Origin of the sequence: Streptomyces pseudovenezuelae (assembly GCF_029892565.1) — a bacterium.
GTDB classification, from domain to species: Bacteria; Actinomycetota; Actinomycetes; order Streptomycetales; family Streptomycetaceae; genus Streptomyces; species Streptomyces pseudovenezuelae_A.
In genome coordinates this window covers 268917-284290 of sequence record NZ_JARXVH010000003.1, presented here as the reverse complement: position 1 = coordinate 284290, position 15374 = coordinate 268917, and the positions used below count along the sequence as shown (strand labels likewise).

Annotated in this window: 15 protein-coding genes; 12 read left to right on the top strand and 3 right to left on the bottom strand. The window is 71.8% G+C overall.

Going from position 1 to position 15374, the window contains the following annotated elements:
• Positions 1 to 81: 81 nt before the first annotated feature.
• Positions 82 to 618 (top strand): YbjN domain-containing protein, encoded by a 537-nt coding sequence (locus M2283_RS10275; protein ID WP_280875824.1) that lies wholly within the window; start codon positions 82 to 84, stop codon positions 616 to 618.
• A gap of 55 nt (positions 619 to 673) precedes the next feature.
• Here M2283_RS10275 and M2283_RS10270 read toward each other — a convergent pair whose 3' ends face one another.
• Both M2283_RS10270 and M2283_RS10265 read right to left on the bottom strand, forming a co-directional pair.
• Positions 674 to 1861 (bottom strand): mannosyltransferase family protein, encoded by a 1188-nt coding sequence (locus M2283_RS10270; RefSeq protein WP_280875823.1) that lies wholly within the window; start codon positions 1859 to 1861, stop codon positions 674 to 676.
• A 90-nt stretch (positions 1862 to 1951) separates the two neighbouring features.
• Positions 1952 to 3139: a pyridoxal phosphate-dependent aminotransferase gene (locus M2283_RS10265; protein ID WP_280875822.1), complete on the bottom strand. Its 1188-nt coding sequence runs from the start codon at positions 3137 to 3139 to the stop codon at positions 1952 to 1954.
• 129 nt (positions 3140 to 3268) lie between these two features.
• On the opposite strand from M2283_RS10265, the gene M2283_RS10260 reads away from it, so the two are divergent.
• The 8 genes from M2283_RS10260 (at position 3269) to M2283_RS10225 (ending at position 11584) form a co-directional block, all read left to right on the top strand.
• Positions 3269 to 3571: a hypothetical protein gene (locus M2283_RS10260; protein ID WP_280875821.1), complete on the top strand. Its 303-nt coding sequence runs from the start codon at positions 3269 to 3271 to the stop codon at positions 3569 to 3571.
• Between the two features lie 393 nt (positions 3572 to 3964).
• The gene (locus tag M2283_RS10255) at positions 3965 to 4501 is read left to right on the top strand and encodes a DUF2617 family protein (protein ID WP_280875820.1); all 537 of its coding nucleotides are present in this window, start codon (positions 3965 to 3967) and stop codon (positions 4499 to 4501) included.
• Positions 4502 to 4592: 91 nt separating this feature from the next.
• Positions 4593 to 6233 carry a polyamine aminopropyltransferase gene (locus tag M2283_RS10250; RefSeq protein WP_280875819.1) on the top strand — a complete coding sequence of 547 codons (1641 nt, stop codon included), beginning with the start codon at positions 4593 to 4595 and terminating at the stop codon, positions 6231 to 6233.
• Between the two features lie 227 nt (positions 6234 to 6460).
• Positions 6461 to 7354, top strand: a complete 894-nt coding sequence (locus M2283_RS10245; RefSeq protein ID WP_280875818.1) for an SRPBCC domain-containing protein — start codon at positions 6461 to 6463, stop codon at positions 7352 to 7354.
• Positions 7355 to 7450: 96 nt separating this feature from the next.
• Entirely contained in the window at positions 7451 to 8239 is a 789-nt protein-coding gene (locus M2283_RS10240) for an aldose 1-epimerase (protein ID WP_280875817.1), read from the top strand.
• A 10-nt stretch (positions 8240 to 8249) separates the two neighbouring features.
• Positions 8250 to 8798, top strand: a complete 549-nt coding sequence (pyrE, locus tag M2283_RS10235; RefSeq protein ID WP_280875816.1) for an orotate phosphoribosyltransferase — start codon at positions 8250 to 8252, stop codon at positions 8796 to 8798.
• Positions 8799 to 9023: 225 nt separating this feature from the next.
• On the top strand, positions 9024 to 10055 hold the full coding sequence (gene fbaA / locus M2283_RS10230; protein WP_280875815.1) for a class II fructose-bisphosphate aldolase: 1032 nt from the start codon (positions 9024 to 9026) through the stop codon (positions 10053 to 10055).
• A 62-nt stretch (positions 10056 to 10117) separates the two neighbouring features.
• Complete coding sequence (locus M2283_RS10225; RefSeq protein WP_280875814.1) at positions 10118 to 11584, top strand: MFS transporter; 1467 nt, start codon at positions 10118 to 10120, stop codon at positions 11582 to 11584.
• Positions 11585 to 11609: 25 nt separating this feature from the next.
• On the opposite strand, the gene M2283_RS10220 is transcribed toward M2283_RS10225, so the two are convergent.
• Positions 11610 to 12029, bottom strand: coding sequence for a DUF3151 domain-containing protein (locus M2283_RS10220; protein WP_280875813.1), 420 nt, complete (start codon positions 12027 to 12029; stop codon positions 11610 to 11612).
• Positions 12030 to 12165: 136 nt separating this feature from the next.
• On the opposite strand from M2283_RS10220, the gene M2283_RS10215 reads away from it, so the two are divergent.
• The 3 genes from M2283_RS10215 to M2283_RS10205 all read left to right on the top strand — a co-directional run bounded on the left by M2283_RS10215 (position 12166) and on the right by M2283_RS10205 (position 15260).
• Positions 12166 to 13005, top strand: a complete 840-nt coding sequence (locus M2283_RS10215) for a tryptophan 2,3-dioxygenase family protein (protein WP_280875812.1) — start codon at positions 12166 to 12168, stop codon at positions 13003 to 13005.
• Positions 12998 to 14200: a kynureninase gene (gene kynU, locus M2283_RS10210; RefSeq protein WP_280875811.1), complete on the top strand. Its 1203-nt coding sequence runs from the start codon at positions 12998 to 13000 to the stop codon at positions 14198 to 14200. The genes M2283_RS10215 and kynU overlap by 8 nt, the downstream gene beginning before the upstream one ends.
• A gap of 175 nt (positions 14201 to 14375) precedes the next feature.
• Complete coding sequence (locus M2283_RS10205; RefSeq protein ID WP_280875810.1) at positions 14376 to 15260, top strand: alpha/beta hydrolase; 885 nt, start codon at positions 14376 to 14378, stop codon at positions 15258 to 15260.
• Positions 15261 to 15374: the final 114 nt, after the last annotated feature.

The following is a 15374-nucleotide window of genomic DNA, read 5'->3' as shown; positions in this document are numbered from 1 at the left end:
GTGAGTTTCCGGCCGTCGGGCTTGCCACCCCCCTCCCCGCATGAGGGAGGATGACGGCATCCATATGAAGGGAAATTCACGGTGACCATCGACCCGTCCTCGATTCCGAACTTCGGGGGCCAGCCCGAGCCGCAGCCCCAAGGGCCGGCGGGCCCCGTTGTCCCGGATCAGGACCTCGTGAAGCAGCTCCTCGAACAGATGGAGCTGAAGTATGTCGTCGACGACGAGGGAGACCTCGCGGCGCCGTGGGAGCAGTTCCGCACGTACTTCATGTTCCGCGGCGAGGACGACCAGGCCGTCTTCTCGGTCCGGACGTTCTACGACCGGCCCCACCAGATCGACGAGAAGCCGCTGCTGCTGGAGTCCATCGACGACTGGAACCGGCGCACCCTGTGGCCCAAGGTGTACACGCACACGCATGACGACGGCACCGTCCGTCTGATCGGCGAGGCGCAGATGCTGATCGGCACCGGCGTCAGCCTGGAGCACTTCGTCTCCTCGACGGTCAGCTGGGTGCGCGCGGCCATCGAGTTCGACAAGTGGCTCGTCGAGCAGCTCGGCCTTGAGCAGGACGTCAATGAGGCGGAGGAGAAGGGCGAGGACGAGGACGGGGAGTAGTCCCCGGTACTCGCTACTCGGTCCTGGTTCCGGCCCCACTTCCGGTCCACGGCACTTACAGCGGCGTGTTCGCGATCACCACGAGATACGCCCCGTAGCCGAAGGAGAGCCCGGCCAGGGCGCCGACCACCACGGTCGCGTGCCAGGGCCGGGCTCTCGCCGTGCGGACCAGTGCCCGCGCGAGCGGCAGCAGGAGCGGGAAGGCGGGGAGCAGGAAGCGGGGCTTCGACTCGAAGAAGCCCGAGCCGCCCAGCGCGATCAGGAGCAGGACGCCCGTGTAGACGAGCAGGGGGAGCGGGGCGCGGTCCGCCAGCAGGAGGGCGTACAGGACGGTTGCCGCCGCGACGATCATCATCGTCATCGGGAAGACGAAGCGGTCGCCGTGCAGGAGCAGGTGTTTGGCGAGGAGGAGCGAGCCCCTGCCGAAGTCGAACCTCGACCCCCACAGGCGCTGTACCTCGAAGTAGCCGCCCAGCAGGTCGCCCTTGCGGTGGCCGACCCACAGGACGTACGCGGCCCAGCCGCTCGGCGCGAGCAGCGCGCCCGTCCACACCCTGTGGACAACTTTTCCGCGCGCCCGACAGATCTCGTACGCCGCCGCCACGAGCACCGCCGCCGCGACCGCGAATCCGTTGGGACGGGCCAGCCCCGCCAGCGCGGCCAGCGTCCCCGCCCACACCCACCGCCCGTCCAGCACGGCGTACAGCGCCCAGGCGGCGAAGGCGGTGAGGACCGGCTCCGTGTACGCCATCGACAGCACGATCGAGTGCGGGAGCAGACCCCAGAGCAGCACGAGCGCCGTGCCCACCGCCCGGCCGTGCAGGCGGGCGCCCAGTGTGTAGAGCCCGCAGGCCGCGACCGCCGCCGCGAGCCAGGACACGAGCAGCCCGGCCGCGCCCCCGCTCAGCGGGCTCAGCGCGGTCACCGCCCGGACCAGGGCCGGGTACAGCGGGAAGAACGCCAGATCGCTGTGGACGACACCGGGCTGGAAGTGCAGGGCCCGGCCGTAGCCGTGCGCCGCGATCCCCAGGTACCACTGGGAGTCCCAGGAGCGGCCCAGGAGCGCCGGCCAGTGCCGGTCGGTCGCCCAGGCCGTCAGGGCCAGCGCGGCGACGCCCAGCAGGCGTGCGGCGGCGAACAGACCGAGGGCGCCGCCCAGGGCCGCCGCCGTCGACAGATGGGTACGGGCTTGGGTACCGGGCTCCGTGACAGGGCGGGGCGCGAGGGTACTGGCGTGGGTCACACCGGCACATTGCCGGGTGAAACGGGCGCAGGCGAGCATTGCGCGGCCGGGCGGGTACGGATTCACCGCGCCCGGCGTGGCGGCGTGACTTTACGCCAGCGACTTCAAGCGGCTCACGGCCTCCTCCAGCACCCCGGTCCGCTTGCAGAACGCGAACCGCACGAAGGGCGCGCCCGCCTCCCGGTGGTCGTAGAAGACCGCGTTCGGGATGGCGACGACGCCGGCCCGTTCCGGCAGCGCGCGGCAGAAGGCGAAGCCGTCGCTCTCGCCGAGGGGGCGGATGTCGGTGGTGATGAAGTAGGTGCCCGCCGGCCGGAACACCTCGAAGCCCGCGTCCGCGAGGCCCGCCGCCAGCAGGTCCCGCTTGGCCAGCATGTCCGCGCGGAAGGCGGCGAAGTACGAGTCCGGGAGCGCCAGTGCCTCGGCGACCGCGTACTGGAAGGGTCCGGACGCCACGTACGTCAGGAACTGCTTCGCCGAGCGGACCGCCGTGACCAGTTCCGGTGCGGCCGTCACCCAGCCCACCTTCCAGCCCGTGAAGGAGAAGGTCTTGCCGGCCGAGCCGATGGTCACCGTGCGCTCCCGCATGCCCGGGAAGGTCGCGAGCGGCACGTGCTCGGCGTCGTCGAAGACCAGGTGCTCGTAGACCTCGTCCGTGACGACGAGCAGGTCGCGCTCGACGGCCAGTTCGGCGATCGCGGTGAGTTCCTCGCGGGTGAGGACCGTGCCGGTGGGGTTGTGCGGGGTGTTGATCAGGAGGAGGCGGGTGCGGTCGGTGACGGCGGCGCGCAGTTCGCCGAGGTCGAGCCGGAAGGCGCCGTCCTGCGGGCGCAGGGTGACCGGCACGCGTGTGCCGCCCGCCATCGCGATGCACGCCGCGTAGGAGTCGTAGTACGGCTCGAAGGCGATCACCTCGTCGCCGGGTTCCAGCAGCGCCAGCAGGGCGGCGGCGATGGCCTCGGTGGCGCCGGCCGTGACCAGGACCTCGGTGTCGGGATCGTGGGCAAGGCCGTAGAGCCGCTGCTGGTGCGCGGCGATCGCGGTGCGCAGTTCGGGGACGCCGGGGCCCGGCGGGTACTGGTTGCCGCGGCCGTCGCGCAGCGCCCGTACGGCCGCCTCCCGGACCTCCTCCGGGCCGTCGGTGTCCGGGAAACCCTGGCCCAGGTTGATCGCGCCCGTCCGCACGGCGAGCGCGGACATCTCGGCGAAGATCGTCGTCCCGAACTCGGCGAGACGGCGGTTGAGGAGCGGGCGGCTGCTGGAGGTCATGCCGGTCATCCTGCGCCGAAGCTCTGGAGTTCCTCAACTCTGCTTTGGCCGACGACGTGCGAGGGCATCCCCCGATCACGCAACGAGCGAGGCGCCCACGGGGGGCTGCTTCAGGCGAATCAGAAGGGCGGTGGCGCCATGGCAATCGGCATCATCGTGGCAGCGGTTGTGATCGCGTTCGTGCTGGTCGTCGTGTCGAAGGCGCGCCGGACCAGGAGCACCATTCTGGCCAACCGCGGCGGCCGGCGCCGCGGCTCCGACAACAGCTGGTGGGCCGGCGGGGCGGCCGGGAGCAGCAGCGGGGCGGTGTCCTGCGGCTCGTCCTCGGGCGGTCACTCCGGCGGTCACTCGGGCGGCCACTCCTGCGGCGGCGGTTCGTCCTGCGGGGGCGGGTCTTCCTGCGGTGGCGGTGGCGGGGGCGGATGCGGGGGAGGCAGCTGACACGGGGCAGCTGAGCTCCACCCGGGAGTACGTCACTTCCCTTGCTCCCAGCACTCCCGTCACTCCAGGAGAGCGCCCGCCGGGTACCACGCCCCGCGGGCGCTTTGGCGCTCCGGCGTGCGCCATGGCCGCCGTGGCGCACGCCGTGGTTGAACAGTTGAGCTGTGGAGCCCTCTGAGGGATGGAAACCCCACGAAGTTGGGTAAAAACGCTGTGGTGGCGCCACCGTTCATGATTCCCTCTAAAACACCAACGCAGCCCCTCGGACGTCCTGCACACACACCTTCCGATGATCCGACTGGGTTGACCGGGCCGATCTCCCGGTACCGACCGGGGTGCGCCGGACCCCACCTCCCCACCTCCCTTTTCTTTGCGTGCTAGCGGAGCCGATCCATGCTCACGACCCTGAACACCTCGTACACAGACACGCGCGCGGCCGACCTCGCCTGGGCCCTGGGGCGGGAGCCGCTCCCCGCCCTCGCCACGCTCGACCTCGAACTGGCCGGGGCGAAGCTGCAGTTGAGACTCCTGGGCGCATCCCACCAGGTGCTCCTTGAGGAGGAGCGGGGCAGTTGTTCGGAGACGGTGGCGTGCATCCCCGGCAGCAGCACCCCGCTGCCGCTGGGCGTCGCCAAGCGGGTCGGCGACTGGGAGTACGAGTTCGCGGCCCGCGTCGAACTGCTCTCGCCGGGCTCCTTCGCGGGCCGCGCACAGGAGTTGCTCGCCCTGGTCGCCGACCATCCCAACGGCCTGGCCGGCGTCTTCCCCGGCAGCCCGCACGCGTTCACGGCCCTGCTGGCCCAGCGCCAGGAGGGCCAGGTGCACTGGCGGACCTGGCACGCCTACCCGCAGGACGGGCAGTTGGTGGCGACCCGGACCCGGGTCGGCGTACGGATTCCGGTGCCTCGGCTCAGTCCGTCCGGCGTTTGAGGCATTTCCGCCTCGTGTCGGGCGTTTAGGGCGTCAGATCCACACGTGTGGGTGACGAAGGGTGACCTCAGTGTGACGTAACGTCGCAGTCGTGATCGAACCGCACGCACCGGCCCCGCCCGGCTCCCCGCCCCCCTGGCCCGGCCCCGCGCCGCTGCCGGTGCGGCCGGGCACCGGACGGTTCCTGGTCCTCGCGTGCGTCTTCGTCTGCGCGGCCTGCGGACTCGTCTACGAGCTCGAACTGGTCGCGCTTGCCTCGTACTTGATCGGCGACTCGGTCACCCAGGCGTCCGTCGTGCTGTCCGTCATGGTCTTCGCCATGGGCATCGGCTCGCTCGCCGCGAAGAAGCTGCGCTGGCACGCGGCGGCCGGCTTCGGCGCGATCGAGGCGACGCTCGCGCTGGTCGGCGGGTGCAGTGCGATGGCTTTGTACGCCGTCTTCGCGTGGACCGGCGGTTGGGGCGGGCTGTGGGCGAGCGGGCCGCGCTGGCTGCTGGTCGCCTTCTCGCTCGCCATAGGCCTGTTGATCGGCGCCGAGGTCCCGCTGCTGATGGAGCTGATCCAGCGCATCCGGCGCCAGGACGCGGGCGGCGCGGTGGCGGACCTGTTCGCCGCGGACTACGTCGGCGCGCTCGTCGGCGGCCTCGCCTTTCCCTTCCTTCTCCTGCCCCTGCTGGGCCAGTTGACCGGCGTACTGATCACCGGCACGGTCAACGCGTTCGCCGGCGGCGCGCTGGTCCTCGGCCTGTTCCGCCGCGATCTCACGCGCCGCGCCCGGTGGTTGCTGCTGATCGCCAACGTCGCCGTGCTCGGTCTGCTCGCCTCCGCCGCCGTCCTGGTCGACGACTTCGAACGGGCCGCGCGGGAGGCGGTGTACGGCAAGGACGTCCGCGTGGCGGTGCAGACCGGCACCCAGGAGGTCGTCCTCACCGGCGGCACCCACGGCCGCCCCCTCGACCTCTTCCTCGACGGACGCCTGCGGGTCAGCGGGCGCGACGAGCGCCGCTACCACGAGGCGCTGGTCCACCCCGCGATGAACGGCTCCCACGCGCGCGTGCTCATCCTCGGCGGCGGCGACGGACTGGCCGCCCGCGAGGTGCTGGAACATTCGGGCGTACGGCGCGTCGACATCGTCGAACTCGACGCCGGAGTCGTCCGGTTGGCCCGCACCGACCCGGCCCTCGCCCGTCTCAACGACCACGTCTACGACGACCTCCGCGTCCACGAGACCACCCAGGACGCCTTCCGCTGGCTGCGAGTTGCTCCGCCGGGGGCCTTCGACGTGGTGATCTGCGATCTGCCCGATCCGGGGATCACCGCGAGCACGAAGCTGTACTCGCAGGAGTTCTACGGCCTCGCCCGCCGTGCGCTTGCCCCCGGCGGACGGCTGGTCGTGCACGCCGGGCCGGTCGCCAGCCGTCCCCGGGTCTTCTGGACGGCCGACGCGACGGTGCGCTCCGCGGGTCTGCGGACGGTTCCTTATCGGGTTGGCGGCCGGGACTCGGGGTTCGCGGCGGGGCCCGATCGGGCGAGCGGTGCGTTTCGGGCGCCGCGGGACTGGGGGTTCATTCTGGCGGGGGTGGGGGTGCAGCGGCTCGGGCTGGATCCCGGGGCGCCGCGTCCTCGGACGTTGACGGCGACGGGGTTGGCGGCGGATGCGCGGGCGGTGGGGCGTACGAGGGTCACGGGGATGCGGGCTTCGACGTTGGTCGATCCCCGGTACGCGGACTGAGGTCGCCTCGGACGGGCCCCTTCAACGCGGGTCCTCATCCTTCGGCCAGGCGGTACTTCTGGACGCCGGTCCGCACATTCCAGCCCGTCCGGCGATTGAGGGCGAGGCCGTCCAGGCCGAAGCGGGGTTCTGGGAGCGGCAGCCCCCGGACGACGGCGACACGAGCGCGGGCAACTTTTCGGGCAACGGGGGTGCACCTTCCGCCCACCCCGGTACCCTCGGCCCACATGGAGCATGAGGTGTTCGTTCCGGTTCCCCCCGCCCACCTGCGGGACGCCCTCGCCGACCCCGCACGCGTGGCCCGCGCGGTTCCCGGACTTCAGCAGGACGCCGGCGCGGCCCCCGTCACCGGCCGGCTGAAGGTGCGCGTCGGCAGCCACTCCGTCACCTACCGCGGGACCGTACGCGTCACCGCGCAGGACGACGGTACGTACACCGCCGAGGGCGACGCCTCCGAGGCGCGCGGCACGGGCTCGGTCAAACTCGCCCTCACCCTCCGGGTGTTGGACGCCGACGGCGGCTCCACCCTCGCCGTCGAGGGCACCGCCTCGGCCGACGGCCGCGTCGTGGAACTGCCCGCCGGCTCGGTCGCCGCGGCCGTGACCCGCCTGCTGGACCGCTTCGCGGAGAACCTGGGTACGACGACGGCGGCCGAGGAAGCGGCCCCCGAACCGTCCGTCGTCGACACCGAGATCCCCCCACCGGCCCTCGCGCCCGCGCCGGAAGATGAAGCCACCGAAAACGTAGCCACCGACGGCGAAGTCACCGACGGCGAAGTCACCGACGAAGACATCGCCCAACTCACCGAAGACGTAGTCACCGAAGACGAAGACGTAGTCACCGAAGACGAGGAAGAGGAACCCACCCCGATCGCCACCCCGGTGACCGAGTCCTTCGTCGACCCCTCCGAACCCCCCGCCGAAGCCGCGCACGCCCGCCGCACGATGATCGGGCGCAGCGCGGAGGAGGTCGACCACGCCCCGCCGCGCGGTCGCTACGCCCCCGTACCGGCCCCGCAGGCCATCTCCCCCGGCTCCTCCCTCCGCTGGGCGGCCCCGGCGGCGGCGCTCGCGCTTGCGTCGGCGATCGTCGTCACCCGTGCCCTGCGGAAGCGGCGTTGAGCCACAGAACACGCTGATCGGGCCGAAAGGCCCGACAGTCCGAGAGGTCTGCACCACTGCCTTCGGTCTCCGCGATCACCCCAGTACTGTCATCCCGTGAGCAACGAAGACATCACGCTGACCGCGGGCGACGCGGAGGTGACCGTGCAGCCGGGCAACGGCGGCCGGGTGGGCGGGCTTCGCGTCGGCGGCGTCGAACTGCTGCGCCAGGGCGAGCGGTTCGGCTGTTTCCCGATGGTTCCCTGGTGCGGCCGCACCAGGGACGGCCGGTTCCGCAACGGCGGCACCGTCCACCAGATGCCCCTCAACTCCCCACCGCACGCCATCCACGGCACCGTCCGCGACGGCGCCTGGCGCGTGGCCCGCACGAGCGCCGACGCGGCGGTGATCACGTACGACCTGGTGGAGCCCTGGCCCTGGCCCGGTCGCGTCACCCACCAGCTGGACCTCACGCCGGACTCCCTCACGCTGACCATGGCCGTGGAGGCGCACGACTCCTCCTTCCCGGCGCAGATCGGCTGGCACCCGTGGTTCAACCGGAACCTCGGCGGCGAGGACGTGCGGGTCGACTTCGCGCCCACCTGGCAGGAGGAGCGCGGCGAGGACCATCTGCCCACCGGCAACCGGATCGAGCCGCGGCCCGGGCCCTGGGACGACTGCTTCGGGATGCCCGACGGCGTCGACGTCACGCTCACCTGGCCGGGTCAGCTGGAGCTGAAGGTGGGCAGCCCGGAGGAGTGGGTCGTCGTGTACGACGAGCAGGAGGCCGCCGTCTGTGTGGAGCCGCAGACCGGGCCGCCCGACGGGCTGAACAGCCGGCCCCGTCTCGTCACACCGCTGGAGCCGCTCGAAGCCACCATGACCTGGGCCTGGCGCCGCCTCTAAGCTGGCCGGTATGACGGACGTACGTGGCGCGCTGCTGCAGCAGATCAAGGACAAGGCCGTGGTGCACGGCAAGGTGACCCTGTCGTCGGGGCTGGAGGCGGACTACTACGTCGACCTGCGCCGCGTCACCCTCGACGGCGAGGCCGCCCCGCTGGTGGGCCAGGTGCTGCTGGACCTGACCGCCGACCTCGAATTCGACGCGGTGGGCGGGCTGACCATGGGCGCCGACCCGGTCGCGGGTGCCGTCCTGCACGCGGCCGCCGCCCGCGGGAAGAAGGTCGACGCCTTCGTCGTACGCAAGGCGGCGAAGGCGCACGGCATGCAGCGGCGGGTCGAGGGGCCTGACATCGCGGGCCGTCGGGTGGTGGTCGTCGAGGACACCTCCACCACCGGCGACTCCCCGCTGACCGCCGTCGAGGCGGTACGTGAGGCGGGCGCCGAGGTCGTCGCGGTGGTGACGATCGTGGACCGCGCGACCGGCGCCGCGGAGAAGATCGAGCAGGGCGCGGGGGTGCCGTACTTGTACGCGTACTCCAAGGACGACCTGGGCCTGGACTGACCGGGCCGGACGTCTGGAAAGATGGGGACGACGATGACGTCACTCCCGAGGTCTAGGGCCTGTCCGGCGGATCAGGTGGCTACGAGGAGCGTCGACAACCGACGACAACGCGGCAGATGTGCGTGCCAGACCCCGCGACGCCGACATGATCCGCCGGACAGGCCCTGGGTCAGGGCCGTAGGACGCACCCAGTACGCCAACCCGCACATACCAAGGAGCGGACAGATGCCCATCGCAACCCCCGAGGTCTACAACGAGATGCTCGACCGGGCGAAGGCAGGCAAGTTCGCCTACCCGGCCATCAACGTCACCTCGACCCAGACCCTGCACGCGGCGCTGCGCGGCTTCGCGGAGGCCGAGAGCGACGGCATCGTCCAGATCTCCACGGGTGGCGCCGAGTTCCTGGGCGGCCAGTACAGCAAGGAGATGGTCCTGGGTTCCGTGGCCCTGGCCGAGTTCGCGCACATCGTCGCCGAGAAGTACCCGGTCACGGTCGCGCTGCACACGGACCACTGCCCCAAGGACAAGCTCGACGGGTACGTCCGTCCGCTGCTCGCCGTCTCCGAGGAGCGCGTGAAGGCCGGCGGCAACCCGCTGTTCCAGTCGCACATGTGGGACGGCTCGGCGGAGACCCTCGCCGACAACCTGTCCATCGCGCAGGAGCTGCTGGCCCGCGCCGCCGCCGCGAAGATCATCCTTGAGGTCGAGATCACCCCGACCGGCGGCGAGGAGGACGGCGTCTCGCACGAGATCAACGACAACCTCTACACCACGGTCGAGGACGCGATCCGTACGGTCGAGGCGCTGGGCCTGGGCGAGAAGGGCCGCTACCTGCTGGCCGCGTCGTTCGGCAACGTGCACGGCGTGTACAAGCCGGGCAACGTCGTCCTGCGCCCCGAGCTGCTCAAGGAGCTGAACGAGGGCGTGGCCGCTAAGTACGGTCAGCCGGCCGGCAGCAAGCCGTTCAACTTCGTCTTCCACGGCGGCTCCGGCTCCACGGCGGAGGAGATCGCCACCGCGCTGGAGAACGGCGTGGTGAAGATGAACCTCGACACGGACACCCAGTACGCGTTCACGCGCCCGGTCGCGGACCACATGTTCCGCAACTACGACGGTGTCCTGAAGGTCGACGGCGAGGTCGGCTCCAAGAAGACCTACGACCCGCGCACCTGGGGCAAGCTCGCCGAGGCGTCGATGGCCAAGCGCGTCACCGAGGCCTGCGGGAACCTGCGTTCCACGGGTACGAAGATCAAGTAACCCGGCGTTTCGCGACGAGCCCGGCGCTGTCTACGGCGCCGGGCTCGCTGTATACCTAGGGCATGTCCGATGTGCGGCTGGCCTCGCCCCAAGGCAAGTGGATCCTGCTCACCACCGTGCTCGGCTCCAGCATGGCCATGGTGGACTCGACCGTCGTCAATGTCGCCCTGCCCCGCATCGGCCGCGATCTGGACGCCGATCTGGCGGCGCTGCAGTGGACGGTCAACGCGTACATGCTCACGCTGGCCGGCCTGATCCTGCTCGGCGGCTCGCTCGGCGACCACTACGGGCGCCGCAAGATCTTCGTGATCGGTGTCGTCTGGTTCGCGACCGCCTCCCTGCTGTGCGGTCTGGCCCCGAACGTCGGCATCCTGGTCGCCGCGCGTGCCCTGCAGGGCATCGGCGGCGCACTCCTCACCCCCGGCTCGCTGGCCCTCATCCAGGCCTCCTTCCACCCCGACGACCGGGCCCGGGCGGTCGGCCTGTGGTCAGGTTTCGGCGGTGTCGGCGCCGCCGTGGGTCCGTTCCTGGGCGGCTGGCTGGTGGACGGGCCCGGCTGGCGCTGGGTGTTCCTGATCAACGTGCCGCTGGCGCTGCTCTGTGCGCCGATCGCGGTCCGCCATGTGCCGGAGTCGATGGACGGCCGCAGCCACGGGCGCTTCGACGTGCTCGGCGCGGCCCTGGGAGCCATCGCCCTGGCGCTGGTGACGTACGCGCTGATCGAGGCCCGCGAGGGGTCGCTCGTCGTGGCCGTCACTGCGGTCGCCGGGGTGGCGGCGGGCGTCGCCTTCGTCCTGGTGGAGAAGCGCAGACCGGATCCGATGATGCCGCTGGACATCTTCGGCTCCCGCCAGTTCACGGCGGTCAACCTGGTCACCCTGTGCGTGTACGCGGGCTTCAGCGGCTTCTTCTTCCTGGCCGCCCTCGAACTCCAGGTCGCGGTCGGCTGGTCGGCCCTGGCCGCCGGTACGGCGCTGCTGCCCACGACCGTCCTGATGCTGCTGCTCTCCGCCCGCTCGGGCGCCCTCGCCGACCGCATCGGCCCCCGCATCCCGCTCACGGTCGGCCCGCTGCTGTGCGGGGCGGGCATGCTGCTGATGCTGCGGGTGGGGCCGGACGCCTCCTACCTCGCCGACGTCCTGCCGGCCCTGCTGGTCCTGGGCCTCGGCATGGTCACCCTGGTCGCCCCGCTGACCGCGACGGTGCTGGCCTCCGTCGACGTCGCGCGGGCGGGCCTGGCCAGCGGCATCAACAACGCGGCGGCCCGCGCGGCCGGCCTGATCTCGGTCGCCGCGCTGCCGCTGCTGGCCGGCATGGGCCCGGAGGCCTACCGCTCGGCGACCGCCTTCGACGACGCCTTCCACCACGCGATGATCCTTTGCACGGCGATCCTGGCGGTCGGCGCGGTGATCGCCTTCACGACCGTCCGCCGCCCACCGCCGGACTGCCGCCGCCCGGAATGCCGTACGCACGGCAATGTGCTGGCTCCGCCGCTGGAGGCGGACCGGAACGCGGGGAGGATTTCCTGACCCGCGGACCGGTGGACCCGCTCGTTCAGCCCAGCAGTTCCGTGAAGGCCTGCGGGTCGCTGTCGCGCAGGAACTGGCGGCAGCGCTCCGACTCCTCCTTCTCGTCGATCGACTCGGCGGCACGGGCGAGGGCGGCGAGGCAGCGCAGGAAGCCCTGGTTGGGGCGGTGGGTCCAGGGGATCGGGCCGTGGCCCTTCCAGCCGCTGCGGCGCAGGGCGTCGAGACCGCGGTGGTAGCCGGTACGGGCGTACGCGTAGGACTCGATCACCCGGCCGCCCGTGAACGCGTCCTCGGCCAGCAGCGCCCAGGCGAGCGAGAAGGTGGGGTGCTGCGCGGCGACCTCGGCGGGGGCGAGGGACTCCTCGTCCAGCAGGCGGTAGGCCGCCTCGTCGGCGGGCAGGAGCGTGGGGTCGGGGCCGCCGAGCAGGTTCGTGTGGGTGGTCATGGGGGAAGTCTGCCACCGCCGCCGGCCGGGGTTGCCGTGACGGGGGGCGATTGTGGAGGATGCGGGTGGGGACCGGGGCCCCCGTGTCGGCATCGGCAGGGGCGGACCGCTACCCGGAGCACAACAGGAGACAGCGATGTCCCACGAGGCTCAGGACACCCAAGAGCCCGAGACTCCGCATCTCGACTTCCAGAACACCACTCCGTACGAGGACTACGTCAAGGCGGACGTGCTCACCCACCTCCAGCACACCCTCTCCGACGATCCCGGTGAGATGGTCTTCCTGGTCACCACCCAGGTGATGGAGCTGTGGTTCACGGTGATCGTCCACGAGTGGGAGACGGCGGCGAAGGCGCTGCGCGAGGACCGGGTGCCGGTCGCCATCGACGCGCTGAAGCGTTCCGTGCGGGAGCTGGAGGCGCTGAACGCCTCCTGGAAGCCGCTCGGCCAGCTGACCCCGGCCCAGTTCAACTCCTACCGCGCCGCCCTCGGCGAGGGCTCCGGCTTCCAGTCGGCGATGTACCGCCGCATGGAGTTCCTGCTCGGCGACAAGTCCGCCTCCATGCTGGTCCCGCACCGGGGCGCTCCGCGGGTCCACGCGGAACTGGAGAAGGCGCTGCACGAGCCGAGCCTGTACGACGAGGTCGTACGGCTGCTCGCGCGGCGCGGGCACGACCTGCCCGCCGCCGTCCTCGAACGTGACGTCTCCCTGCGCTACGAGCCCTCGGACGCCGTCGAGGCCGCCTGGGCCGCCGTCTACTCCGGCGACGCGGGCGACGAGGTGGCCCGCCTCGGCGAGGCGCTGACCGACGTGGGCGAGCTGGTGTGGCGATGGCGCAACGACCACCTGGTCGCCACCCGCCGCGCGATGGGCTCCAAGATGGGCACCGGCGGCTCGGCCGGCGTCGCCTGGCTGGAGAAGCGCGCCCGCAAGAACGTGTTCCCCGAGCTGTGGACGGCGAGGTCCCATGTCTGAGTTCGCGGTGCGGGCGGAGAAGGCCGCGAAGGCCGAGAAGCTGGACGCCGGTGACGAACTCGCGGGCGTGCGCGGCCAGTTCGTCCTCGACGAGGTGGTGTACCTGGACGGGAACTCCCTCGGCGCGCTGCCGTCCGCGGTCCCCGGTCGGGTCGAGGACGTCGTGCGCCGGCAGTGGGGCGAGCTGCGCATCCGGTCCTGGGACGAGAGCGGCTGGTGGACCGCGCCCGAGCGGATCGGCGACCGGATCGCTCCGCTGGTCGGGGCGGCGGCCGGCCAGATCGTCGTGGGCGACTCGACAAGTGTCAATGTTTTCAAGGCGCTTGTGGCGGCCGTCCGGATGGCGGGGGAGGGCCGGGACGAGATCCTGGTCGACGCGACCACCTTCCCGACCGACGGCTACATCGCCGAGTCGGCGGCCCGGATGACGGGTCGCACGCTGCGTCCGGTGACTCCGGCGCAAGTGCCGGACGCGCTGTCCGGCCGTACCGCCGCCGTGCTGCTCAACCACGTCGACTACCGCACCGGGCGACTGCACGACCTGCCCGCGCTGACGGCCGCGGTGCACGCGGCGGGCGCGGTCTCGGTCTGGGACCTGTGCCACAGCGCGGGCGCGCTGCCGGTGGGGCTGGACGAGTACGGGGTCGATCTCGCGGTCGGCTGCACCTACAAGTACCTGAACGGCGGCCCGGGTTCACCCGCGTACCTGTATGTGCGCGGTGACCTCCAGGACCGCTTCGACTCACCGCTGCCCGGCTGGAACTCCCACGTCGAGCCCTTCGGCATGCGCAGCGACTTCACGCCGGCCGACGGCGCCCTTCGCGGTCGGGTCGGCACCCCGGACATCCTCTCCATGCTCGCCCTGGAGGCGGCCCTTGAGGTCTGGGACGGGGTCTCGATCGAGGCGGTGCGGGCCAAGTCCCTTGCCCTGACGGACTTCTTCCTGGAGTGCGTGGCCGCGTACGCGCCGGACGGGCGGGTGGAGTCCTTGACGCCGGTCGCGCACGGGGAGCGCGGAAGTCAGGTGGCGCTGCGGTGCGCGGATGCCGGTGACGTGATGAAGCGGCTGATCGAGCGGGGTGTGGTGGGCGACTTCCGGCATCCCGACGTACTCCGTTTCGGTTTCACGCCGTTGTACGTCGGGTTCGCCGATGTCGAGCGGGCGGCAAGGGTGTTGGGGGAGGTGCTCAGGTAACGGGCGCTCCACCTCTCGGCGACCCGGCGGGGGTCCGGTACAGAACCGTTTATCCCTCACCGAGCGTGACATCCGCGTGTCCACGCACGTCACGGGCCTGATAGCGTCCCCGCCAACGGCCTGTTTCACACCTGGTCCGCCACGTAAACCCCCTTCGTCGCTGAGAGGTTGGAGCATGCCGGACGACGCCGCAGCATCCCGGTCCGCCGCGGAGGAGGAGTCGGCCTTCTCGCATCCGGCGGTCGACCCCGACTCGACCGGGACGTACGGCGACCACCCCGATCAGGTGATCGACTTCTACGCCCCGCGCGCCGAGCAGATCGTCGGCGTACCCGCCCCGCTGGTCGTCGTGCTGCACGGCGGCGCCTGGCGGGCCCCGTACGACCGCCGGCACCTCTCGCCCTTCGCGGACTTCCTGGCCCGCCGGGGCTTCGCGGTGGCGAGTGTCGAGTACCGGCGGGGGAGCGTGCTCCCCGCGCAGGGCGGTGCGGGGCCGGTCGCCGGGCGCTGGCCGGACACCTTCGACGACATCGCCGCCGCGCTGGACGCGCTGCCCGGCCTGGTCCGCGAGGCGCTGCCGCAGGCCGACCCGCGCCGTACCGTGCTGGCCGGCCACTCGGCGGGCGGTCACCTGGCGCTGTGGGCCGCGTCCCGGCACGTCCTGCCGGCCGACGCCCCCTGGCGCACCGGCGCCTCCGCCACGCTGCGCGGAGTCGTCGCCCTCGCCCCGATCGCCGACTTCGAGGTCGCCGAGAAGCTCGACGTCTGCGGCAACGCCTCGCTCCAACTCCTCGGCGGCGCGGAGCACTTCGCGGAACGCCGGCCGTACGCCGACCCGGCTCTCCTGCTCCCCACCGGCATCGCGACCACGCTGGTCCAGGGCCGCAGCGACCTCGTCGTCCCGCAGGCGGTCGCCGAGGCGTACGCCGACGCGGCGGCGAAGGCCGGCGAGGTGGTGGGCATCACGCTCCTGGAGGACGTCGGCCACTTCCCGCTCATCGACCCGGTGGCGGACGCGTGCGCGGTGGTGGCGGAGGAGATCGCGCAGCTGGCGTTCTGAGCCGGCCCGCACACCGGGGGTGGCGTGCGGTACCCGCGTACAGGATGAGCCCGTAGTACCTGAGACGGAGGTCGCAGGACCCTCCTCGCTGGTGACGACCGGGACGCCGGGCAC